1 protein-coding gene is annotated in these 25,110 nt (G+C 76.1%); it reads left to right on the top strand.

Translation table 11 applies throughout. The features are described from left to right. Positions 1-12 precede the first annotated feature (12 nt). Positions 13-25,110, top strand: coding sequence for a type I polyketide synthase (locus tag AC5L38_RS42595; RefSeq protein ID WP_495248518.1), 25,098 nt, complete (start codon positions 13-15; stop codon positions 25,108-25,110).

Consider the following 25,110-nt stretch of genomic DNA (forward strand, 5'->3'; position numbering starts at 1 on the left):
GCTCCGGGGGCGGTGGAGTTGCAGGCGGAGCTGATCGCGCACGGCGTCGAGGTGGAGATCGCCGCCTGTGATGTGGCGGACCGGGACCAGGTGGCGGCGCTGCTGGCCGGGGTTGCTCCCGAGCATCCGCTGACCGCGGTGATCCACACCGCCGGTGTGTTGGATGACGGCACGATCCCGTCGTTGACGTCCGAGCGGCTGGACACCGTGCTGCGCCCCAAGGTGGATGCGGCGTGGCATCTGCACGAGCTGACCCGTGATGAGGACTTGGCCGACTTCGTGGTGTTCTCGTCGGTGGCGGGGATGTTCGGTGGGGCGGGTCAGGGGAATTACGCGGCGGCGAATGCGTTCTTGGACGCGCTGGCTGTCCATCGGCGTTCGCGGGGGTTGGCGGGGGTGTCGCTGGCGTGGGGTCCGTGGGCGCGGGACGCGGGGATGACGGGTGGGTTGGATGAGGTTCAGGCGCGTCGGTTGACGCGTGCGGGGATGGCGGCGATCACGGTGGAGCAGGGGGTCGCGCTGTTCGAGGCGGCCATCGGTTCGGGGGAGGCGGTGTCGGCGCCGGTCCGGTTTGATCTGGTGGGGGTGCGGGCGCGGGGTGAGGTGCCGTACCTGTTGCGTGGGCTGGTGCGGGGGGTTCGCCGGTCGGCGGTGTCGTCGGCCGGGGCCGGGGATGGGGTGTTGGGGCGGCGGCTGGCCGCTCTGGAGCGGGCGGAGGGTGTCCAGCTTCTGGTGGAGGTGGTGCGTACCGAGGTGGCGCTGGTGCTGGGGCATGCCTCGCCGAAGGAGGTGGACGTCCGGCGGGAGTTCCGTGAGCTGGGCTTCGACTCGTTGACCGCGGTGGAGCTGCGCAACCGGTTGAACGCGGCGACCGGGTTGAGGTTGCCGGCCACGCTGGTGTTCGACCATCCCACGCCCGCCGTGCTGGCGGAGTTCCTGCTGGACGAGGCGCTGGGCGAGCAGGACGTGGCCGTCCCGGCCGTGATCACGCCGGTCGCCGACGACCCGATCGTGGTCGTCGGGATGAGCTGCCGCTACCCGGGCGGTGTCGCCTCACCGGAGGACCTGTGGCGGCTGGTGGCCGAGGGCCGTGACGCGATCACGGGATTCCCGGCCAACCGCGGCTGGGACCTGGACGCGCTCTACCACCCGGACGCCGACCACGCGGGCAGCTCGTACACCAGGCAGGGTGGTTTCCTGCACGACGCGGCGGAGTTCGACGCGGACTTCTTCGGGATGAGCCCGCGGGAGGCGCTGGCGACGGACACGCAGCAGCGACTGCTGCTGGAGACCTCCTGGGAGGCCGTCGAGCGGGCCGGGATCGACCCGGTCACGCTGCGGGGCAGCCGGACGGGCGTGTTCGCCGGGGTGATGTACACCGACTACAGCGGGATCCTGGGCGCGGGAGAGTTCGAGGGCTACCGGGGCACCGGGACCGCCGCGAGCGTCGTCTCCGGCCGGGTGTCCTACACGCTGGGCCTGGAGGGCCCGGCCGTGACGGTCGACACGGCCTGCTCGTCCTCGCTGGTCGCGGTGCATCTGGCGACACAGGCGCTGCTCTCGGGGGAATGCACGCTCGCGCTGGCCGGCGGCGTGACCGTGATGGCCACCCCGGGGGCGTTCGTGGAGTTCTCCCGGCAGCGGGGGCTGTCCGCCGACGGGCGCTGCAGGTCGTTCGCGGACGGCGCGGACGGGGTGAGCTGGGCCGAGGGTGTCGGGGTGCTGGTGCTGGAGCGGCTGTCGGACGCCCGGCGCAACGGCCACGACGTGCTGGCGGTCATCCGCGGCTCGGCGGTCAACCAGGACGGCGCGTCCAACGGGCTGACCGCGCCGAACGGCCCCTCGCAGCGCAGGGTGATCCGCCAAGCGCTGGCCGGGGCGCGCCTGTCCCCGGCCGAGGTGGACGTGGTGGAGGGGCACGGTACCGGGACCACCCTGGGCGACCCGATCGAGGCCCAGGCCCTCCTCGCCACGTACGGGCAGGACCGGGACCATCCGCTGCTCCTCGGGTCGATCAAGTCGAACATCGGCCACACGCAGGCGGCGGCGGGTGTCGCGGGCGTGATCAAGATGATCATGGGCATGCGGCACGGCGTCGTACCCAGGACCCTGCACGTCGACGCGCCGTCCTCGCACGTGGACTGGAGCGCGGGCGCGGTGGAGCTGCTGACCGAGGCGCGGGAGTGGCCCAGGACGGACCGTCCGCGCCGGGCCGCCGTGTCGTCGTTCGGCTTCAGCGGCACCAACGCCCACCTCATCATCGAGCAGGACACCGCCGGGCGGACCCCGTCGGACGAGGGGACGGCCCCCCCGGTCGCCGGGCCGCCGATGGTGAGCCTGCCGGTCTCCGGCAGGACGGAGCGGGCGGTACGGGAACAGGCCGCGCGGCTGCTGTCCCACCTCGAGGCCCGTCCCGAGGCGTCCCTGGCCGATGTCGCGTTCTCGCTGGTGACCACCCGTTCCCTCTTCGAGCACCGGGCCGTCGTACAGGCCGGGGACCACGCCGGGGCGCTGGCCGGGTTGCGCGCGCTGGCCGGTGGCCGGGCCGCGCCGGGGGTCGTGCGCGGCCGGGCCGAGGACGACCGGAGGACGGCGTTCCTGTTCACCGGCCAGGGCGCCCAGCGGGTGGGGATGGGGCTGGAGGCCTACGAGCGGTTCCCGGTGTTCGCCGAGGCCCTTGAGGGCGTGCTCGCGGCGCTCGCCCCCCGGATGAGCCCCTACCTGGACCGCCCGCTGCGGGAGGCGCTCTTCTTCGACGCCGAGCTGCTCGACCGCACGGCGTACACGCAGCCGGGGCTGTTCGCCCTGGAGGTCGCGCTGTACCGGCTGGTGGAGTCGTGGGGCGTGCGCCCGGCCGCGCTGGCGGGGCACTCGATCGGCGAGCTCGCCGCCGCGCACGTCGCCGGGGTGCTGACGCTGGAGGACGCCTGCGCGCTGGTGGCCGCGCGGGGCCGGTTGATGCAGGCGCTCCCGGCCGGCGGCGCGATGGTGGCGATCCAGGCCGGCGAGGAGGAGATCCTGGAGTCGCTGGCCGGACGCGAGGGCGAGGTGTCGGTCGCGGCGGTCAACGGCCCGGCGTCGGTGGTGATCGCCGGGGCCGAGGCCGCGGTGCTGGAGGTCGCCGCGGGGTGGGCCGCCAGGGAGCGCAGGACCAGGCGGCTGCGGGTGTCGCACGCCTTCCACTCCCCGCTGATGGAGCCGATGCTCGCGGAGTTCCGGGCGGTCGCCGAGACGGTGTCGTACGCGCCCCCGCGGATCCCGATGATCTCCAACGTGACCGGCGGGTTCGTCACGGACGAACTGTGCTCCCCGGACTACTGGGTGCGGCACGTGCGGGAGGCGGTGAGGTTCCGCGACGGCGTACGGGAGCTGCACGCGGCGGGCGTGACCGCGTTCCTGGAGATCGGGCCGGACGGCGTGCTGACCGCGATGGCCCAGGACGCCCTTCCCCCAGAGGCCGAGGCGGAGGCGCTGCTGCTGCCCGTGCTGCGCGGCGACCGGGGCGAGAGCGCGGCCCTGCTGACCGCGTCGGCCGAGCTGCACGTGAACGGCGTACGCGTCGACTGGCCGGCCCTGCTCCAGGGGGCCCGGCGGGTGGAGCTGCCGACGTACGCGTTCCAGCACGAGTCGTTCTGGCCGGAGCCGCCGCCGGCGGTGAACGGCGCGGCCGGCGCGCTCGCCTCGGTCGCCGATCCGGCGGACGCGCGGCTCTGGGACGCGGTCGGGCGCGGCGCCGCCGAGGACGTGGCCGCGATCCTCGGCCTGGGGGAGGAGCACTCCTCCTCGCTGGACACCCTGCTCCCGGCCCTGTCGTCGTGGCGGCGGAGCCGGGACGAGGCGTCGACGCTCGACTCCTGGCGCTACCGGGTGGAGTGGAAGCCTCGCCGTACGCCCCCTCTCGCCGTGCTGGAGGGCACCTGGCTGGTCGTGACCGCCGACGGGGTCCCGGACGGCGACGTGGTCGCCGCACTGGAAGGGCACGGGGCGCGGGTGGAGCGGCTCGTGCTGGAGGGCGCGGACGCCGACCGGCCTCGCGCCGACCGGGTGGACGCCGACGGGGTGGACGTCGGCAAGGTGGATGCCGACGGGGTGGACGCCGGCATGGTTGACGTCGGCCGGATGGGCGCCGATCATGCCGCGCTCGCGGCCCGGCTCCGGGAGGTGGGCGAGCTCGCCGGTGTGGTGTCGATGCTCGCGCCGGTGGAGACGCCCGTCGAGGACGGCGGGGTGGTGCCGGGCGGCCTCGCGCTCACGGTCACGCTCCTGCGGGCGCTCGGCGACGCGGGGATCGGCGCGCCACTCTGGTGCGTCACCCGTGGCGCCGTGTCCGCGGTTCCCGGCGATCGGGTGACACGTCCGGTCCAGGCGCAGGTGTGGGGCCTGGGCCGGGTCGCGGCCCTGGAGCACCCGGAGCGGTGGGGCGGCCTGGCCGACCTGCCCGAGGTCGTCGAGGGGCGTGCCGCCCAGGGGCTGGCGAGCGTGCTGGCGGGCCTGGACGGCGAGGACCAGGTGGCGGTACGGGCGACGGGCGTGTTCGGCCGTCGGCTGCGACGCCACCCCGCCGCGCCTGATCCGTCCGGATCGGGCGGTGCCGCCGCGTCGAGTCCTGGTGCCGCCGTGCCGGGTTCCGGTGCCGCCGCGTCGGGTTCCGGTGCGTTGAGGTCCGGTGCCGCCGCGTCGGGCGCCGGTGACACCGCGCCGAGGTCCGGTGCCGCCGCGTCGGGTTCCGGTGGCACGGTGCTGGTCACCGGTGGGACCGGTGCCCTGGGGGCGGCGACCGCGCGGTGGCTGGTACGCGGCGGCGTCACGCGCCTCGTGCTGACCGGCCGGCGCGGCCTGGACGCCCCCGGCGCGCCGGAGCTGCGCGACGAGCTGCTCGCGCTGGGCGCGGAGGTGAGCGTCGTCGCCTGTGACGTGGCCGATCGCGACGCGCTGGCCGCCGTGCTGGCCGCGATCCCGGCCGAGCGCCCGCTCACCGGGGTCGTCCACGCGGCCGGGGTCGGGCAGGCCGCCGAGCCCCTCGGGCAGGCGGACGCCACGGTCCTCGCCGGGGTGATGACGGCGAAGGTGGCCGGGGCCGCCAACCTGGACGGCCTGCTCGGGGATCGCGAGCTCGACTTCTTCGTGCTGTTCTCCTCGATCGCCGGGGTGTGGGGCAGCGCGGGGCAGGGCGCCTACGCGGCGGCCAACGCCTACCTCGACGCGCTGGCCGAGCACCGGCGCGCGCGCGGTCTCGCCGCGACGTCGGTGGCCTGGGGCGCGTGGGCGGAGGCCGGGATGGCCGCCGAGGAGAGCATGGCCGGTTACCTGCTCAGGCGCGGGCTGTCCCTCCTGCCGCCCGACCTCGCGATCGGCGAGCTGGGCCGGGCGACCGGCGGCCGGGACGCGGTGGTGACGGTCGCCGACGTCGACTGGGACCGATTCCACCCGATCTTCACCTCGACCCGGCCCAGCAACCTGTTCGGCGAGCTCGCGGAGGTCAGGGCACAGCGCGAGGACGGGGCGGGGACGACCTCCGGCGACTCCGAACTCGTCGCGCGGCTCCGGCACCTGGCCGGGAAGGAGCAGCGGCGCGGGCTGCTGGACCTGGTACGCGCCGAGGTGGCGGCCGTGCTCGGGCACGCCTCGGCCGAGGCGGTCGCCGAGCGGCGCGCCTTCCGCGATCTGGGGTTCGACTCGCTGACCGCCGTGGAGCTGAGGAAGCGGCTCGTCGCGGCGACCGGCCTGGCGTTGCCGAGCACGCTGGTCTTCGACCACCCGAACCCGGCCGCGCTGGTGGAGTTCCTGCGGTCGCGGATCGTGGGCGCGCGGGACGCGGCGGACGCGGGCACGGAGGTTCCGGCCGTCGCCGCCCGCGCCGACGAACCGATCGCGATCATCGGGATGGCCTGCCGGTTCCCCGGCGGTGTCGGCTCTCCCGAACAGCTGTGGGAACTGGTGACCGACGGGGTCGACGCGATCTCCGGATTCCCCGCGGGCCGGGGCTGGGACACCGAAGGGCTCTACGACCCCGACCCCGACCACTCCGGCACCACGTACTCGGTCGAAGGGGGGTTCCTCCACGACGCGGGCGACTTCGACCCCGGGTTCTTCGGGATCTCGCCGCGCGAGGCGCTGACGATGGACCCGCAGCAGCGGCTGCTGCTGGAGACCGCGTGGGAGGCCATCGAGCGGGCCGGGATCGACCCCTCGTCGCTGCGCGGCCACCCGACCGGCACGTTCATCGGCTCCAGCTACCAGGAGTACGGCTCGGACGCCGCCGACGCCGAGGGGCACCAGGTCACCGGCACCATCCCGAGCGTGCTGTCGGGCCGGGTGTCGTACGTGCTCGGCCTGGAGGGGCCCGCGGTCACGGTCGACACGGCGTGCTCGTCGTCGCTGGTGGCGCTGCACCTGGCCTGCCGGTCGCTGCGCGACGGGGAGAGCTCGCTCGCCCTGGCGGGCGGCGTGACGGTGATGACCACCCCGGCCGCCTTCGTGGCGTTCAGCCGCCAGCGGGCCCTGGCCGCCGACGGCCGGTGCAAGGCGTTCTCCGACTCGGCGGACGGGATGAGCCTGGCCGAGGGGGTCGGCCTGCTGCTGGTGGAGCGGCTGTCCGACGCGCGGCGCAACGGCCACCCGGTCCTCGCGGTGGTGCGCGGCTCCGCGGTGAACCAGGACGGCGCCTCCAACGGCCTGACCGCGCCGAACGGCCCCTCCCAGCAGCGGGTGATCCGCAGGGCCCTGGCGGGCGCGCGGCTGTCCCCGGCCGAGGTCGACGCGATCGACGCGCACGGCACGGGTACCGGCCTGGGCGACCCCATCGAGGTCCAGGCCCTCCTCGCCACGTACGGGCAGGACCGGGAGCGCCCGCTGCTGCTCGGGTCGGTCAAGTCGAACATCGGCCACACGCAGTCCGCCGCGGGCGTGGCCAGCGTGATCAAGATGGTCATGGCGATGCGGCACGGGACGCTGCCCAGGACGCTGCACGTGGGCACGCCCTCGTCCCACGTGGACTGGACGGCGGGCGCGGTCGAGCCGCTGGCCGAGGCCGTGCCGTGGCCGGAGACCGGACGTCCGCGCCGGGCCGCGGTGTCCTCCTTCGGGATCAGCGGCACGAACGCCCACGCGATCCTCGAACAGGCGCCGGACGCCGGGGAGCCGGCCGCGGACGCCGTCCCCGACCGCGATCCCGGTGCCGGTGCGGTGCCGTGGGTGGTGTCGGGCAGGACTGCCGGGGCGCTGCGCGCGCAGGCGGAGCGGCTGGCCTCGCACCTGGCCGCGCATCCGGCTTCGCACCCGGCCGCCGTGGGCCTCTCGCTGGTGACGTCGCGGTCGGCGTTCGAGCACCGCGCGGTCGTGGTGGGCGGTGACCGCGACGCGCTCCTCGCCGGCGTGCGGGCGGTGGCGGCGGGCGAGCCCGCACCGGGCACGACCCGGGGAGTGGCGGACGTCGAGGGCAAGACGGTCTTCGTGTTCCCCGGACAGGGCGCGCAGTGGGCCGGCATGGGCGCCCTGCTGCTGGAGCAGTCCCCGGTGTTCGCCGAGCGCGTCGCCGAGTGCGGACTGGCCCTGAGCCGGTACGTCGACTGGTCGCTCGTCGACGTGCTGCGCCAGGCGGAGGGCGCGCCGTCGCTGGACCGGGTGGACGTCGTGCAGCCGGTGTCGTTCGCGGTGATGGTCTCGCTGGCGGCGATGTGGCGTGCCCACGGCGTGGAGCCCGACGCGGTGATCGGGCACTCCCAGGGGGAGATCGCCGCCGCCTGCGTGGCGGGCGCGCTCTCCCTGGACGACGCCGCGCGGGTGGTGGCGGTGCGCAGCCGGGCCATCGCGCGGCGGCTGGCCGGTGCCGGGGGGATGATGTCGGTCGCGCTCGCGCCGCCGGACGTCGAGGAGAGGCTGGCCCCCTGGGGCGAGCGGATCTCGGTCGCGGCGGTCAACGGGCCGCGTTCGGTCGTGGTGTGCGGCGACCCCGACGCGCTCGACGAGCTGGCACGGGGGCTGACCGAGGAGGGGATACGGGCCAGGCGGGTCGCGGTCGACTACGCGTCGCACTCGGCCCACGTCGAGCGGCTCCAGGAGGAGCTGCCGCCGGCCCTGTCGGCGATCCGGCCGGAGCGCGCCGAGGTGCCGTTCCTGTCCACGGTGACCGGGGAGTGGCTGGAGGGCACGGAGCTGGACGCGGACTACTGGTACCGCAACCTGCGGCGGGCCGTCCGGTTCGAACCCGCGGTGCGGTGCCTGCTGGCCGCCGGGTACCGGGCGTTCATCGAGGTCAGCCCGCACCCGGTGCTGACGGGCGCGATCCAGGAGACGGCCGAGGACACGGGCGGGCCCGCGAGGGGCACGGGGGGCACGGTGGTCGCCGGGACCCTGCGCCGCGACCAGGGCGGCGCGGAGCGCTTCCTGACCTCCCTGGCGGAGGTGTTCGTGCGCGGCGTGCCGGTCGACTGGCGAGACGCCTTCGACGGCACGGGCGCCCACCAGGTGGAGCTGCCGACGTACGCCTTCCAGCGGGAGCCGTTCTGGATACGGCGCGCCGAGGCGCGGCCGACCGGCGCGGCGGACCCGGCGGACGAGCGGTTCTGGGCGGCGGTGGAGCGGGAGGACCTCGACTCGCTGGCCTCGGGACTGGAGGTGGGCACGGGGGTGCTGGCCGAGGTGGTGCCCGCGCTGTCGTCCTGGCGTCGCCGGCAGCGGGCCCGGTCCACCGTGGACTCCTGGCGCTACCGCGTCGCGTGGCGGCCGGTGACCGGCCTCGCCCCCGCCGCCCTGTCGGGCACGTGGCTGCTCGTCACCACGGAGGATCACACCGGCGGCGTCACGGACGACGTCGCCGACGCGCTGACCGCGCACGGCGCGCGGGTCCGCAGGGTCGTGCTCGACGAGTCGTGCACGGACCGCGTCCTGCTGGCGCGCGTGCTGACCGGAGTGTCGAACGACGCGCCGGACGACGTACCGGGTGACGGACCGGGCGACGTGTCCGGCGTGGTGTCCCTGCTGGCCCTGGCGGAGAGGCCCGCCGAGCGGCACCCGGAGCTGGCCGCGGGCCTGGCGCTGACCGTCGCGCTCGTGCAGGCCCTGGGGGACGCGGACGTCGACGCGCCCCTGTGGTGCCTCACCCGTGGCGCGGTCTCCACCGGACGGTCGGATCCGCTGACCAACCCCGTCCAGGCGCAGGTCCACGGCGTGGGCTGGACGGCCGCGCTGGAGCACCCGCGACGGTGGGGCGGCGTGGTGGACCTGCCGGGGACGCTCGACCAGCGCGCGGCGCGGCGCCTGGCGAGCGTCCTCGCGGGCGGCGGCGGCGAGGACCAGCTCGCGATCCGGCCCTCCGGCCTGTTCGTCCGGCGGGTGGTGCCGGCGCCGGCGGCCGGGCGGGAGCCGTCGCGCGGGGCGAGGCTGCGCGGCAGCACCCTGGTGACCGGCGGCACCGGAACGCTCGCCCCGCACCTGGCCCGCTGGCTCGCGGCCGAGGGGGCCGAGCACGTGGTGCTGACCAGCCGCCGGGGCATGGACGCCCCCGGCGCGGCCGAGCTGCTGGCGGAGCTGGCCGAGCTCGGCACGAGCGCCACGATGGCGGCGTGCGACGTGTCCGACCGCGACTCCGTCGCCGCCCTGCTCGCGCGGTTGCGGGCGGAGGGCCACGCCGTCCGCACGGTGGTGCACGCCGCCGCCTCCATCGAGCTGCACGCGCTGCACGACACCACCATGGAGGCGTTCGCCGAGGTGGTACGGGCCAAGGTCGCCGGTGCCCGGCACCTGGACGAGCTGCTGGACGCCGACGAGCTCGACGACTTCGTGCTGTTCTCCTCGACGGCGGGGATGTGGGGCAGTGGGCGGCACGCGGCGTACGTGGCGGGCAACGCCTACCTCGGCGCGCTGGCCGAGAACCGGCGCGCCCGGGGGCTGCCGGCCACGTCGATCTCCTGGGGCATCTGGTCCGACGACCGCGATCTCGGGCGGGTCGATCCCGAGCAGATCCGGCGCAGCGGGCTCGTGTTCATGGAGCCGGACCTGGCGCTCGAAGGGTTCCGGCACGCGCTGGCCGGCGAGGAGACCGTGCTGGCGATCGCCGACGTCGACTGGGAGCGGTACTTCCCGGTCTTCACCTCCGCACGGCCGAGCCGGCTGTTCTGCGAGGTGCCCGCGGTGCGGCTGCTGACCGAGACCTCCGAGCGGCCGGCCGCCGCCGCGGGCGACGGGGAGTTCGTCACCCGGCTGCGCGGGCTGCCCGCCTCCGAGCGGGACCGCCTGCTGCTGGAGCTGGTGCGCGCCCAGGCGGCGACCGTGCTGGGACACTCCTCGGCCGACGCCGTCGTCGAGCGGCAGGCGTTCCGCGACATGGGCTTCGACTCGGTGACCGCGGTCGACCTGCGCAACCGGCTGGCCGGTGCGACGGGCCTGACGCTGCCCAGCACGCTGGTGTTCGACCACCCGAACCTGGAGGCGCTGGCGGGGTTCCTGCGCGCCGAGATCGCCGGGACGCGAGGAGGCCCGGCGGCCGTGGCGGGCCCGGCGCGGGCCGCCTCGGACGAGCCGATCGCGATCATCGGGATGGCCTGCCGCTACCCGGGCGGGGTCGGCTCGCCGGAGCGGCTGTGGCAGGTCGTGGCCGACGGGGTCGACGCGATCTCCGGGTTCCCCGTCGACCGGGGCTGGGACGCGGAGGGGCTCTACGACCCCGACCCCGGCCGGTCCGGCAGGACGTACTCCACGTGGGGCGGCTTCCTGCACGACGCGGCGGAGTTCGACGCCGACTTCTTCGGGATCTCGCCGCGCGAGGCGCTGGCGATGGACCCGCAGCAGCGGCTGCTGCTGGAGACGGCCTGGGAGGCCGCCGAGCGGGCCGGGATCGCCCCCTCGTCGCTGCGCGGCAGCCTGACCGGCACCTTCATCGGGTCCAGTTACCAGGATTACAGCGCGGCGATGGCCGGGGGCCGGGAGGGCCTGGAGGGCCACCTGATCACCGGCACCATCTCCAGCGTGCTGTCGGGCCGGGTGTCGTACCTGTTCGGGCTGGAGGGCCCGGCCGTCACGCTGGACACGGCGTGCTCGTCGTCGCTGGTGGCGCTGCACCTGGCCTGCCAGTCGCTGCGCGACGGGGAGAGCTCGCTCGCCCTGGCGGGCGGGGTGACCGTGATGTCCACCCCCGACGCCTTCATCGGGTTCAGCAGGCAGCGTGCCATGGCCCCCGACGGCCGGTGCAAGGCGTACTCCGACTCTGCGGACGGGATGAGCCTGGCCGAGGGGGTCGGCCTGCTGCTGGTGGAGCGGCTGTCCGACGCCGAGCGCAACGGCCACCCGATCCTCGCGGTCATCCGCGGATCGGCGATCAACCAGGACGGCGCCTCCAACGGGCTGACCGCGCCGAACGGCCCCTCCCAGCAGCGGGTGATCAGGCAGGCGCTGGCCAACGCCGGGCTCTCGGCGGCGGACGTCGACGCGGTGGAGGGCCACGGGACCGGCACGGCGCTGGGCGACCCGATCGAGGCGCAGGCGCTGCTCGCGACCTACGGGCAGGACCGGGACCCGGACCGCCCGCTGCTGCTGGGCTCGGTCAAGTCCAACATCGGGCACACCCAGATGGCCTCCGGCGTCGCCGGCGTGATCAAGATGGTCATGGCGATGCGGCACGACCTGCTGCCCAGGACCCTGTACGCGGACACCCCGTCCTCGCACGTGGACTGGAGCGCGGGCGCCGTCGAGCTGCTCACCGAGCCGAGGGAGTGGGTGCGCGCCGGGCGTCCGCGCCGGGCCGGGGTGTCGTCGTTCGGCCTCAGCGGCACCAACGCCCACGCGGTGCTGGAGGAGGCGCCGCCGGTGGCCGCGCGCGCGAGGACGGCCGAGCCCGTCGTCGTCCCCGTGCTGGTGTCGGGGAAGAACGAGCCGGCCCTGCGCCACCAGGCGGGACGGCTGGCGTCCCTGCTGGAGGAGTCGCCCGGTCTCCACCCCACGGACGTCGCCTTCTCCCTGGCGACCTCGCGGTCCCACCTCGACCGGCGCGCGGTCCTGGTCGGGCGGGAGCGGCAGGAGATCGTCGACGGGTTGCGGGCGCTGGCCGAAGGGCCCCTGGAAGGCGTCGTCCCGGGGGCACTCGTCCTGGGTACCGCCGTCCACGGCTCGCTGGCCTTCATGTTCACCGGGCAGGGCGGCCAGCGCGCGGGAATGGGCCGCGAGCTGTACGGCCGCTTCCCGGCGTTCGCGGACGCGCTCGACCAGGTGCTGTCCCACCTGGACGCGGACCTGGACCGCCCGCTGCGCGAGGTGCTGTTCGCCCCGGCGGGCACGGCGGAGGCCGCCCTGCTGGACGAGACCGGCTACACCCAGCCGGGGCTGTTCGCCTTCGAGGTGGCCCTGTTCCGGCTGCTCGAGTCGTGGGGCGTGCGGCCCGGCCACCTCACGGGCCACTCGGTCGGGGAGATCGCCGCGGCGCACGTCGCCGGCGTGCTGTCGCTGCCGGACGCGTGCACCCTGGTGTCGGCCCGCGCGCGCCTGATGCAGGCGCTGCCCGAGGGCGGGGCGATGGTCGCCGTCGAGGCCCGGGAGGAGGAGGTGCTGCCGCTGCTGGCCGGGCGCGAGGACCAGGTGTCGATCGCGGCGGTCAACGGCCCGGCCTCGCTCGTCGTCGCGGGCGAGGAGGACCCCGTCCTGGAGATCGCGGCGCGGCTCGCCGCCGGGGGGCGCAGGACCAGGCGGCTCCAGGTCTCCCACGCGTTCCACTCCCCGCGCATGGAGGCGATGCTCGACGACTTCGGCCGGGTCGCGCGCGGCCTGTCGTACGCGCCGCCGGAGATCCCGGTCATCTCGAACGTGACCGGCGAGCCGGCGACCGCGGAGCAGCTCTGCTCGCCCGACTACTGGGTGGAGCACATCCGGCGGCCGGTCCGCTTCGGCGACGGCGTGCTCCGGCTCGCGGAGCAGGGCGTCGTCACCTTCCTCGAACTCGGCCCCGACGCCGTGCTCTCGGCCATCGCCGCCGACTGCCTCGCCGACCGCCCGGACGTCCGGACGGTCCCCGCGGCGCGCCGGGACCGGGGTGAGGACCGGGCCCTCACGGACGCGATGGCCCGGCTGCACGCCCGGGGCGTCGACGTGGACTGGCGGGGGTTCTTCGCCGGTACCGGCGCCGAGACGGTCGACCTGCCGACGTACACCTTCCAGCGCCGGCGGTTCTGGCCGGAGGCCGGAGCGGGGGCCTCGCCCGCGCCCTCCGGCGCGGCGGACACGGACTTCTGGGACGCGGTGGAGCGCGGCGACGCGGCGGCGCTGTCGGAAGGGCTGGGGGGCGACGGCGGCACGCCGGAGGCGCTGGAGGCACTGGAGACACTGCTCCCGGCGCTGTCCTCGTGGCGCCGCCACCGGCGGGAGCGCTCCGCCGTCGACGGCTGGCGGTACCGGTCCGTCTGGAAGCCGCTGCCCTGGTCACCGCCCATCGCGCCCTCCCCGGACGGGCGAGGCCGGTTGCTCGTGGTGGTCCCGGCGGGGTACGCGTCCGACGAGTGGGCGGCCTCGCTGGCGGGCGCGCTGGGCGCGCAGGCCGACCGGATCGAGGCCGGCGAACCCGACCGGGCGGCACTGGCCGTACGGATACGGGAGCTGTGCTCCGCCGGACCCCGGCCCGCCGGGATCGTGTCGCTGCTGGCCCTGGACGAGCGGGAGGTCGCCGGCTGCCCGGGGGTTCCCGCCGGCCTGGCGACGACGGTCGCGCTGGCGCAGGCCCTCGGCGACGCCGGGGCCGAGGCGCCCCTGTGGTGCGTGACCCGCGGCGCGGTGTCGGTGGGACGCTCGGAACGGGTGTCCCGGCCGGTGCAGGCCGCGGTGTGGGGTCTCGGCCGGTCCGTGGCGCTGGAGCAGCCGCACCTGTGGGGCGGGCTGGTCGACCTGCCGGAGCACCTCGACCCCGGCACGATCTCCCGCCTGATCGACACGCTGTCCGGCATCGAGGGCCCGGGTCCTGACAACTCGGGTCCTGACAGCTCGGGTTCCAACAGTTCAGGTCTCAAGGGTTCCGGTCTCAAGGGCTCCGGTCTCAAGGGTTCCGCTCTCACGGGGGAGGACCAGCTCGCCGTACGACCCTCGGGGGTCTTCGGCCGCCGCCTGGCGCACGCCCCGATCGACTCGCGGGACGCCGCCCCGGCCGGTGCGGGCACCTCGCCGGGCGGTGCGGGCACCGGGTCCTTCGACGGGGGCACTGTGCTGATCACGGGAGGTACCGGTGCGCTCGGGGCGCGGGTCGCCCGCTGGGTGGCCCGCGCGGGTGCCGCGCACGTCCTGCTGGCGGGCCGGCGCGGGCCGGACGCGCCGGGCGCGGCCGAGCTGCGGGACGAGCTGGCAGGCCTCGGCGCCCAGGTCGGCGTGGTGGCCTGCGACGTCGCCGATCGCGACGCCGTGGCCGCCCTGCTGGCCGGGATCCCGGAGGCCCACCCGCTGACCGCGGTCTTCCACGCGGCGGGCGTGGTCGACGACGGGGTGCTGGACGGGTTGACGCCGGAACGCCTCTCCTCGGTCATGAGGTCGAAGGCGGTCGCCGCGCTCACCCTGCACGAGCTGACCGAGCACATGGACCTGCGGGCGTTCGTGCTGTTCTCCTCCACGTCCGCCACCTTCGGCTCGCCGGGGCAGGCCAACTACGCGGCCGCGAACGCCGTGCTCGACGCGCTGGCGGAGCACCGGCGCGCGCGGGGGCTCGCGGCGACGTCGATCGCCTGGGGGCCGTGGGCCGGGGCGGGCATGGCGGCGGACGCCGCCGGCGTGGAGAACCGGATGCGCCGGGGCGGCCTGGAGATGATGTCCCCGGACCTGGCGATCCTCGCGTTGCGGCAGGCGATCGAGCAGGACGACACGACGCTGACCGTCGCCGACGTCGACTGGCCCCGGTTCGCCGGCGCCTTCGCGGTGATCCGGCACAACCCGCTGGTGAGCGACCTGCCCGAGGTCGCCGCCGCCGTCGCGGTGCCGGGTGCCGGGGTCGCGGGTGGGGTCGCGGGCGCGGGAGGGGGCGAGGCCGCCACGACCGAGCCGGAGTTCCGGCGGCGACTGGCCGGGCTGTCCGCCAACGAGCGGGGCCGGGCCGTCCTGGACCTGCTGCGCGGCTGCGTGGCCGCCGTGCTCGGCCACGCCGACACCGACGGCGTCGCACCGGACCGCCCCTTCAGGGAGCTGGGCTTCGACTCGCTGACCACCGTCGAATTGCGCAACGTGCTGGTGGCGGCGACGGGGCTGACCCTGCCGGCGACGCTGGTGTTCGACTATCCCACCCCGGCCGCGCTGGCGGACTTCCTGCTGGCCGAACTGCTCGGCTCGATGCCGCGCGCCGGGGCGGACGGCCGTACGCCGGACGCGCCGGCCCGCGCCGACGAGGGCGATCCCATCGTGATCGTCGGCATGAGCTGCCGGTTCCCCGGCGGGGTGAGCTCCCCCGAGGAGCTGTGGCGCCTGCTGGTGGACGGCGGAGAGGGCGTCTCCCCGTTCCCCGACGACCGGGGATGGGACCTGGAGGCGCTCGCCGGGGGGATGTCGGCCACGGGCGTCGGCGGCTTCCTGCGGGACGCGACCGAGTTCGACGCCGAGTTCTTCGGCATCTCACCGCGTGAGGCGCTGGCGATGGACCCGCAGCAGCGCCTGGTGCTGGAGGCGTCCTGGGAGGCGCTGGAGCGGGCCGGCATCGACCCGCTCGACCTCCGGGGCAGCGACGGCGGCGTCTTCGTGGGCACCAACGGCCAGGACTACGTCGGCCTGCTCAAGGGGTCCGGCGCGGACGTGCAGGGGCACGTGGCCACCGGCACCACGGCGAGCGTCATGTCGGGACGGCTGTCCTACACGCTGGGGCTGGAGGGGCCCGCCATCACCGTCGACACCGCGTGCTCGTCCTCCCTGGTCGCCCTCCACTGGGCCGCGCAGGCCCTGCGCGGCGGGGAGTGCTCGCTGGCGCTGGTGGGCGGCGTCTCGGTGATGTCGAGCCCCGACTCGTTCGTCGAGTTCAGCGTCCAGGGCGGCCTGGCGCCCGACGGGCGGTGCAAGGCGTTCTCCGACTCGGCGGACGGCACCGGGTGGTCGGAGGGCGTCGGCATGCTCGTGCTGGAGCGCCTGTCGGACGCGCGGCGCGGCGGCCACCCGGTCCTCGCCGTCGTACGCGGCTCCGCGGTGAACCAGGACGGCGCCTCCAACGGCCTGACCGCGCCGAACGGCCCCTCGCAGCAGCGGGTGATCCGCCAGGCGCTGGCCGCGGCGGGGCTGTCCCCGGCCGAGGTAGACGCGGCGGAGGCGCACGGCACCGGCACGGCGCTGGGCGACCCGATCGAGGCGCAGGCCCTGCTGGCGACGTACGGCCAGGAGCGGGACCATCCGCTGTGGCTGGGATCGATCAAGTCCAACCTCGGCCACACGCAGGCGGCGGCGGGTGCCGCCGGAGTGATCAAGATGGTGCTGGCCATGCGGCACGGCATGCTGCCCAGGACGTTGCACGCCGAGGTGCCGGCGTCGCACGTGGACTGGTCCTCCGGGGCCGTCGAGCTGCTGACCGAGCCCCGGCCGTGGACGCGGAAGGACCGGCCGCTGCGGGCCGGCGTCTCCGCCTTCGGGATCAGCGGCACCAACGCGCACGTCATCCTGGAGCAGGCGCCCCCGGACGGGCCGTCGTCCGGCGAGGGGGACTCGCCCGGGCGGCCCGGCGGGCGGGCGGTTCCCGCGGTCGTGCCGTGGGTCGTCTCCGGCCGGACCCGGGAGGCGCTGCGGGCCCAGCTCGACCGCGTACCGGCCGCCGACCGCGACCTCGATCCGGTGGACGTCGGCTACTCGCTGGCGAGCCGGTCGATGTTCCGGCACCGCGCGGTGCTGCTGGCCACCGCCGGCGGCGTGTCGGAGATCGCGCGCGGCGAGGCCACCGCCGTGGCGGGCAGGTCGGCGATGCTGTTCACCGGGCAGGGTTCCCAGCGCCCCGGCATGGGCCGGGAGCTGTACGCCAGGTTCCCGGTGTTCGCGCAGGCACTGGACGTGGTGCTCGCGCAGTTCGACGTCGAGCTGGACCGGCCGCTGCGGACGATCCTGTTCGCCGAGGCGGGCTCGCCCGAGGCCGAGCGGCTCGACCGGACCCGCTGGACGCAGCCCGCGCTGTTCGCGGTCGAGGTGGCCCTGTTCCGCCTGGCGGAGTCGTGGGGGCTGCGCCCTGACCTGGTGGCCGGGCACTCGATCGGCGAGATCGCCGCGGCGCACGTCGCCGGGGTGCTGACGCTGGCCGACGCCTGCACCCTGGTCGCCGCCAGGGGACGCCTGATGCAGGCGCTGCCGGCCGGGGGCGCGATGGTCTCCCTGCAGGCCACCGAGGACGAGGTCCTCCCGATGCTCGCCGGGCGCGAGCACGAGGTGTCGATCGCCGCGGTCAACGGGCCGTCGGCGGTGGTGATCGCCGGTGCGGAGGGAGCGGTCACCGAGCTCGCCGCCCGGTTCGCGGCCGAGGGCCGCAAGACCACCCGGCTGGCCGTCGGCCACGCGTTCCACTCGCCGTTGATGGACCCCATGCTGGAGGAGTTCCGCCGGGCCGTGCGCGGGATCGGGTTCTCGCCGCCGGCCATCCCGCTCGTCTCCGGCCTGACGGGTGAGCCGGTCGCCGTCGAGCGGCTCTGCTCGCCCGGCTACTGGGTCGACCATGCCCGGCAGGCGGTCCGCTTCGCCGACTGCGTGCGCACCCTGCGCGGTTCCGGCGTGAACACGTTCGTCGAGCTCGGCCCGGACGGCGTGCTGTCCGCGCTGACCCAGCACTGCCTGGCGGCCGACGGCACCGAGGCCGGAACCCTGGTCGTGCCGATGCTGCGCAAGGACCGCGGCGAGGAGGCGTCGGTCGTGGACGCGCTGGCCCGGCTGCACGTCCACGGGCTGCCGGTGGACTGGCGGTCGCTCTTCACCGGATGCGGCGCGCGGCTCGTCGACCTGCCGACGTACGCCTTTCAGCGCAGGAGGTACTGGCCGGAGGCCGTCGCCGCCCCGGCCGCCGGCCCGGCGGGGGATCCGGTGGACGCCGAGTTCTGGGCCGCGGTCGAGCGCGCGGACCTGGCCTCCGTGGCGGCCACCCTGGACCTGGGGACGGACTCGCTGTCGACGGTGCTGCCCGCGCTGTCGTCCTGGCGCCGCTCGCGACGCGAGCGCACGCTCGTGGACTCCTGGAGCTACCGGGTGTCATGGAAGCCCCTGACCACCCTGCCGTCCGCCGCGCCGTCCGCCGTCCCGGGCGGGCGGTGGCTGGTGGTCGTCCCGGCCGGCCGGTCCGGGGAGGAGCCGTGGGCCGAGGCGCTCGACGCCGTGGGCGCCGCCCTGGCGGGCGCCGGCGCCCTGACGCGTCTCGACGTCACGCACACCGACCACGCGAGGCTGGCCGCCCGGATCGCCGAGCTGCTCGGCGATCCGGACGCGGGAGACCGGGCGCCGGCGGGGGTGATCTCCCTGCTGGCACTCGCCGGTACGGACGGCTTGCCCGAGGGCGGCCTGTCCGAGGGGGGCCTGCTTGGGAACGGCCTGCCAGGGGTGGCGTTGACGGCCGCGCTGGTGCGGGCGCTGGGTGACGCCGGTGTCGACGCGCCGCTGTGGTGCGTCACCCGGGGCGCGGTGTCGGTGGGCCGGTCCGACGCGCCGCCGAGCCCGGATCAGGCCGCGGTCTGGGGCCTGGGACGGGTGGCGGCGCTGGAGCACCCCCGGCGCTGGGGAGGCATGATCGACCTGCCCGCACCGCTCGACCGGCGGGCCGTCGCCCGGTTCGCCGGTGTGCTGGCCGGTGGCCCGGACGGCGAGAGCGAGGTCGCCGTGCGCGCCTCAGGGGTGTTCGGCCGCAGGCTCGTCCCGGCCCCGGCCCCGGCCCCGTCCCAGGCTTCGGCCTCCGCCGGGGACGCCGACCGGTCGTGGCGACCTCGCGGCACGGTGCTGGTCGCCGGGGACACGGGAGCCGCGGGGGAGCGCGTCGCCCGCTGGCTGGCCGACGCGGGCGCCGACCGGGTCGTGCTGGCCGGTCACCCCGCCACGGTGGAGTACGTGGAGCCGGGAGAGGTCGCCGCTCGGATGGAGTCCGCGGAGCCGGGAGAGGGCGCCGCCTCGGTGCGACTCGCGGAGCCAGGGGAGGACGCCGCCCGGGTGGAGTCCGTGGAGTCCGTGGAGTCGCTGGAGGTCGCCGCCCGGGTGGAGTCCGCCGGTGTGGATCCCCGGGTGACGGTCAGGTACTGCGACCTGGCGGACCGGGAGGCCGTGGCCGCCCTGCTGGCCGAGTTCCCGCCGGACGCGGTCGTCTACGCCGAGGAACCGGCGGAAGCCGCCCCCCTGGAGGGGGCCGAGCCCGCGGACGTGGCCGCGGCCGCCGCGGCCCGCGCCGCGGGGGCGGTGCACCTGGACTCCCTGCTGGGAGATCGGGAGCTGGACGCGTTCGTGCTGTTCTGCTCGCTCTCCGGCGTCTGGGGAGTGGCCGGCCGAGGGGTCGCCGCCGCGGCGGAGGCGGTCCGGGAGGCGCTGGTCGAGGCGCGCCGCGCCCGGGGCGCGGTGGGGACCGCCGTGTCCTGGTCGGCATGGGCGGACAGCGGCGTGACCGCCGACAGGGGAATGGACCTGCACCTGCGGGCGAACGGGCTGCCCGCCCTGGCGCCCGAGCTCGCGCTCGGCGCGCTGGGCCGGGTCGTCGCGAGCGGCGAGAGCGCGATGACGGTCGCGGACGTGGAGTGGGACCGGTTCGCCCCGGCCTTCCTCGCGCTGCGGCCGACCCCGCTGCTGGACGAGCTGCCCCAGGCCCGGCGGGCGATCGAGGCGGCGGGCGGCGGCGCCCGCGACGGCGAGCCCTCCGTGGCGGACGGGCTCCGGAGCCGTCTCCTCGCGCTTCCGGCGGCCGAGCGCACGGGCCTCGTCCTCGAACTGGTGGTGACCAGGGCCGCCTCGGTCCTCGGCCACGCCGACGGCGCCGAGATCGAGGCCGACCGGGCCTTCAGGGACTTCGGGTTCGACTCCCTCACCGCGGTCGACCTGCGGAACCGGCTCAACGCCGAGACCGGGCTGACCCTGCCCGCCACGCTCGTCTTCGACCACCCGACACCGGCGGAACTCGCCGGGCACCTGGCGGGCCTGGTACTCGGCGAGGAGGGCACCGGCGAGGGAAGCCTCGGCGAGGGGAGCCGGGCACCCGTGCCGTACGGGCTCCCGGACGACCCGATCGTCATCGTCGGCATGAGCTGCCGGTACCCGGGCGGCGTCCGCTCGCCGGAGGACCTGTGGCGGCTGGTCACCGGCGAGGTGGACGCGGTCGGCGCGTTCCCCGCCGACCGGGGCTGGGACCTGGCCGCCCTGTCCGGCGGGGGTGCCGACGGGCGCGGCCGCAGTACGGCGGCCGGGGGCGGCTTCCTCTACGACGTCGCCGACTTCGACCCGGGCTTCTTCGGCATCTCGCCTCGCGAGGCGATGGTGATGGACCCGCAGCAGCGGCTGGTGCTCGAAACCGCCTGGGAGGCGTTCGAACGGGCGGGCATCGACCCCGCCGGCCTGCGGGGCGGAGACGTGGGCGTCTACGTCGGCGCCACCGGTGGCGACTACCAGCCGCCCCGGGACCATCGCGGCCACGCGCAGACGGCCCAGGCGGCCAGCGTGATCTCCGGACGGCTGTCCTACACCTTCGGCCTGGTGGGGCCCGCGGTGACCGCGGACACCGCCTGCTCCTCGTCGCTGGTGGCGTTGCACCTGGCCGCGCAGGCGCTGCGGTCCGGGGAGTGCTCGCTGGCGCTGGCCGGCGGGGTCACCGTGATGTCCACACCGGTGGGCTTCGTCGAGTTCGGCGAGATGGGGGCGCTGTCCCCGGACGGCCGGTGCAAGGCGTTCTCCGACGCCGCCGACGGCACGGGCTGGGCGGAGGGCGTCGGCATGCTCGTCGTCGAACGGCTGTCGGACGCCCGGCGCAACGGCCACCGCGTGCTGGCGGTCCTGCGCGGCTCGGCCGTCAACCAGGACGGCGCCTCCAACGGGTTCACCGCGCCGAGCGGCCCGTCGCAGCGGAGGGTGATCCACCGTGCCCTGACCGCCGCCGGGCTGGCCCCGTCCGAGGTGGACGTGGTGGAGGCGCACGGCACGGGCACCAGGCTGGGCGACCCGATCGAGGCGCAGGCCCTGCTGGAGACCTACGGCCAGAACCGCGAGCGGCCGGTGCTGCTCGGGTCGATCAAGTCCAACATCGGGCACACGCAGGCGGCGGCCGGGGTCGCCGGACTGATCAAGATGGTGATGGCCATCAGGCACGGGGTGGCGCCGAGGACGCTGCACCTGGACACGCCGTCGTCGCACGTGGACTGGTCGGCCGGCGCGGTGGAGCCGCTGACCGAGGCCAGGCCGTGGCCTGACTCCGGACGCCCGCGCCGGGCCGGGATCTCGTCCTTCGGGGCCACCGGCACGAACTCACACGTGATCATCGAGGAGGCGCCCCCCGCCGACCCCACCGGACCCTCCGCGTCCGCCGAGCCGCCCGCGTCCGCCGAGCTGCGCGCGTCCGCCGAGCTGCGCGCGTCCGCCGAGCCGTCCGGCTCCGCCGGGCTGCCGGGGTCGGCCATGGGGATCGGCGGGGTGGTTCCCGGTCTCCTGCCGGTTCCGTTGTCGGCAAAGGACCCGGCCGCGGTGCGGGCGCAGGCGCTGCGCCTGCTCGACCACCTCGCCGGGCACCCCGACGCCGGACCGGCCGACATCGCGTACTCCCTGGCCACCACCCGGTCGAGCTTCCGGCAGCGGCTCGTCGTCCTGGCCGGTGACCGTGCGGAACTGGTGGACGGCCTGATGGCGGCGGCGGACGGGAACCCGGCCCCCCACGTGATCGACGGCCGGGTCGGGAGGCCGGGCAGAACGGCGTTCCTGTTCACCGGCCAGGGCAGCCAGCGGGCGGGGATGGGACGCGAGCTCTACGACAGGTTCCCCGTCTTCGCCGACGCGCTCGACGCCGTCCTGGCGCGCCTGGACGCCCGGCTGGACCGCCCGCTGCGGGAGATCCTGTTCGCCCCGGCGGGCACGCCCGAGGCCGGCCTGCTCGACGAGACCGGGTGGACCCAGCCGGCGCTGTTCGCGGTCGAGGTGGCCCTGTTCCGCCTGCTGGAGTCCTGGGGGCTCGTCCCCGACGTGCTGATCGGACACTCGGTCGGCGAGCTGGCCGCGGCGCACGTCGCGGGCGTGCTGTCACTTGAGGACGCCTGCGCGCTGGTGGCGGCCAGGGGCGCGCTCATGCGGAGGCTTCCGGCCGGTGGCGCGATGGTCGCCGTCCAGGCGGGCGAGGAGGAGGTGCTGCGGGCGCTGTCCGGGTACGAGGACCGGGTCTCCGTCGCCGCGGTCAACGGCCCGGAGTCCGTGGTGGTGGCGGGGGCGGAGCGGGCGGTGCTCGACGTGGCGGCCGCGCTGGCCGAAGGCGGGCGCCGGACGAGGCGGCTGCGGGTCTCGCACGCGTTCCACTCGCCGCTGATGGAGCCGATGCTGGCGGACTTCCGGGCGGTCGCCGAAGGCCTCTCCTACTCCGCGCCGCGAATCCCGGTGATCTCGAACGTGACCGGCGGCGCCGTCACGGACGAGCTCCGCTCCCCGGAGCACTGGGTGGCGCACGTGCGGGGCACCGTACGGTTCGCCGACGGGATCCGGGCGGCGCACGAGGCGGGGGTGACCCGCTACGTCGAGGTCGGCCCGGACGCGACCCTGACCGCGATGGCCCGTGACACCGTCCCCGCGGAGGCCGAGGCCGAGCTGGTCCCCCTGCTGCGCGCGGACCGCGACGAGTACCGGACCCTCGTCGCCGCGCTCGCCCGGCTGCACGTGCACGGGATGAGCCCCGACTGGAACTCGGTCTTCGCCGGTACCGGGGCCCGGACGGTGGACCTGCCGACGTACGCCTTCCAGCACGAGCGGTTCTGGCCCGACGCGGGCCACCCGGGCACGGCCCGCGCGGCGGACCCGGGGGGTGTGGCGGACCCGGTGGACGCCGAGTTCTGGGCGGCCGTCGAGGAGGAGGACGCCAAGGAGCTGGCGTCGCGGCTCGACGTGGACGGCGAGGCGCTGACCAAGGTGCTGCCGGGGCTGTCGTCGTGGCGCAGGGAGCGGCGCCGGAGGTCCACCGTGGACGCCTGGCGGTACCGGATCGACTGGACGGCTCTCACCGGTGACGGCGCGGTCGCGTCCGGCCGGACCCCGCAGGCCGGTCCGGCGGGCCCCTGGCTGGTGGTGCTCCCCGAGGAACTGGCCGCGGACGCCTGGACGGGCTCGGTGGTCGGCGCGCTCGGTGCCGACGTGGTCCGCATGGAGGTGGCCGACCTCGCCGCCGTACCCCGGGACCGTGCCGCGCTGGCCGAGTGGCTGGGCGCGCACTCGGGCGACCGGCCGTTCGCCGGGGTGGTCTCCCTGCTGGCGTTGCGGGAGCCGGCCGGCACCGGGCTTCCCGGCGGTCTGGCGCTGACGACCCTGCTGATCCAGGCGCTGGGCGACGCCGGTGTCGCCGCGCCGCTGTGGTGTCTCACCCGGGGCGCGGTCGCGGCCGGTCCCGGCGACGTCCTGCGCGATCCGGCGCAGGCCGCCGTCTGGGGGCTCGGCCGGGTCGCGGCGCTGGAGCACCCGCGGAGGTGGGGCGGCCTGATCGACCTGCCGGAGGACTTCGACCGGGGAGCGGCGCGGCGGCTGGCGAGCGCGCTCGCCGGGACGGACGGCGAGGACCAGCTCGCCGTCCGGCCCACCGGGACGTACGCCCGGCGGCTGGTGCGCGACCCCGCGGGCCAGCCCGGCCGGCCCGGCCAGCACAGCCAGAACGGCCGGACCGGTGAGCCCGGCGAGTGGACCCCGTCCGGGACCGTACTGATCACCGGCGGCACCGGCGCACTCGGCGGGCATCTGGCCCGCTGGCTGGCCCGGCACGGCGCGGAGCACCTGGTGCTGGTCGGCCGGCGGGGGATGGAGGCCCCCGGGGCCGCCGAACTGCGCGACGAGGTGGAGGGGCTGGGCGCCCGGGTGACCGTCGCGGCCTGCGACGCTGCCGACCCGCACGCACTGGCCGCCGTACTGGCGGGCATCCCGGCCGAGTACCCGCTGACCGGTGTGGTGCACGCCGCGGGCGTGGTCGACGACGGCGTGGTGGACGGCCTGACCCGTGAGCGGTTCGAGACGGTGTTCCGCGCCAAGGTGGCACCGGCGCTCGTGCTGGACGAGCTGACGCGAGACCTGGACCTGCCGGTGTTCGTGCTGTTCTCGTCCGCGGCGGGGGCGCTCGGCAGCCCGGGCCAGGGCAACTACGCCGCCGCCAACGCGGTGCTGGACGGCCTGGCCGAGCGGCGGCGCGAGCGCGGGCTGGCGGCCACGGCGGTGGCGTGGGGGGCCTGGGCGGGCGGCGGTATGGCGGAGGCGGCCGCGGCGCAGGAGGCGTCCCGGCGCATGGGCGTGCGCCCCATGGACCCCGAGCTGGCGGTCGCCGCGCTGAGCGGCCTCGTCGCCGGGGGAGAGCCGGTCGCGGTGGTCGCCGACATCGAGCACGAGCGGTTCGTCCGCTCCTACACGGCGGGACGGCCCAGCCGGCTGCTGTGCGAGCTGCCGGGCTACCGTGAGCTGGTCGAATCGGCGGGCTCGGCGCAGGAGGCCGCGCGGTCGGCGTCCGCCCTGCGCGACAGGCTGGCCGGCCTCGCCGGCCCCGAACGGCTCGGCGTGCTGCTCGACCTGCTGCGCGGCCAGATCGCGCTCGTCCTCGGGCATTCCGGCCGCGAGGTGATCGGTGCCGACCAGGCGTTCCGGGACCTCGGGTTCGACTCCCTGAGCGCGATCGAGCTGCGCAACCGACTCACGGCCTCGACGGGGCTGAAGCTGCCCTCCACGCTGATCTTCGACTACCCGACCCCGGAGGCCCTCGCCGCCCACGTGATCGCGGAACTCCTCCAGGAGACGGGCGCGGCCTCGGGCGCCGACGAGGAGGAGACGCGGGTCCGGGCGCTGTTCGCGTCGCTGTCCATGGCCAGGCTGCGGGAGATCGGCGTGCTGGACGCGCTGCTGCACCTGAGTGGCGACCCGGAGGGGTCCGTCGACGACGACGCCGACGGGGACGCCGGTGACGCGCTCGACTCGATGGGGCTCGACGAGCTGGTGCGGGCGGCCCTCGACGGCGGAGGCCAATGA

The sequence above is a fragment of the Streptosporangium nanhuense genome, from assembly GCF_059358815.1.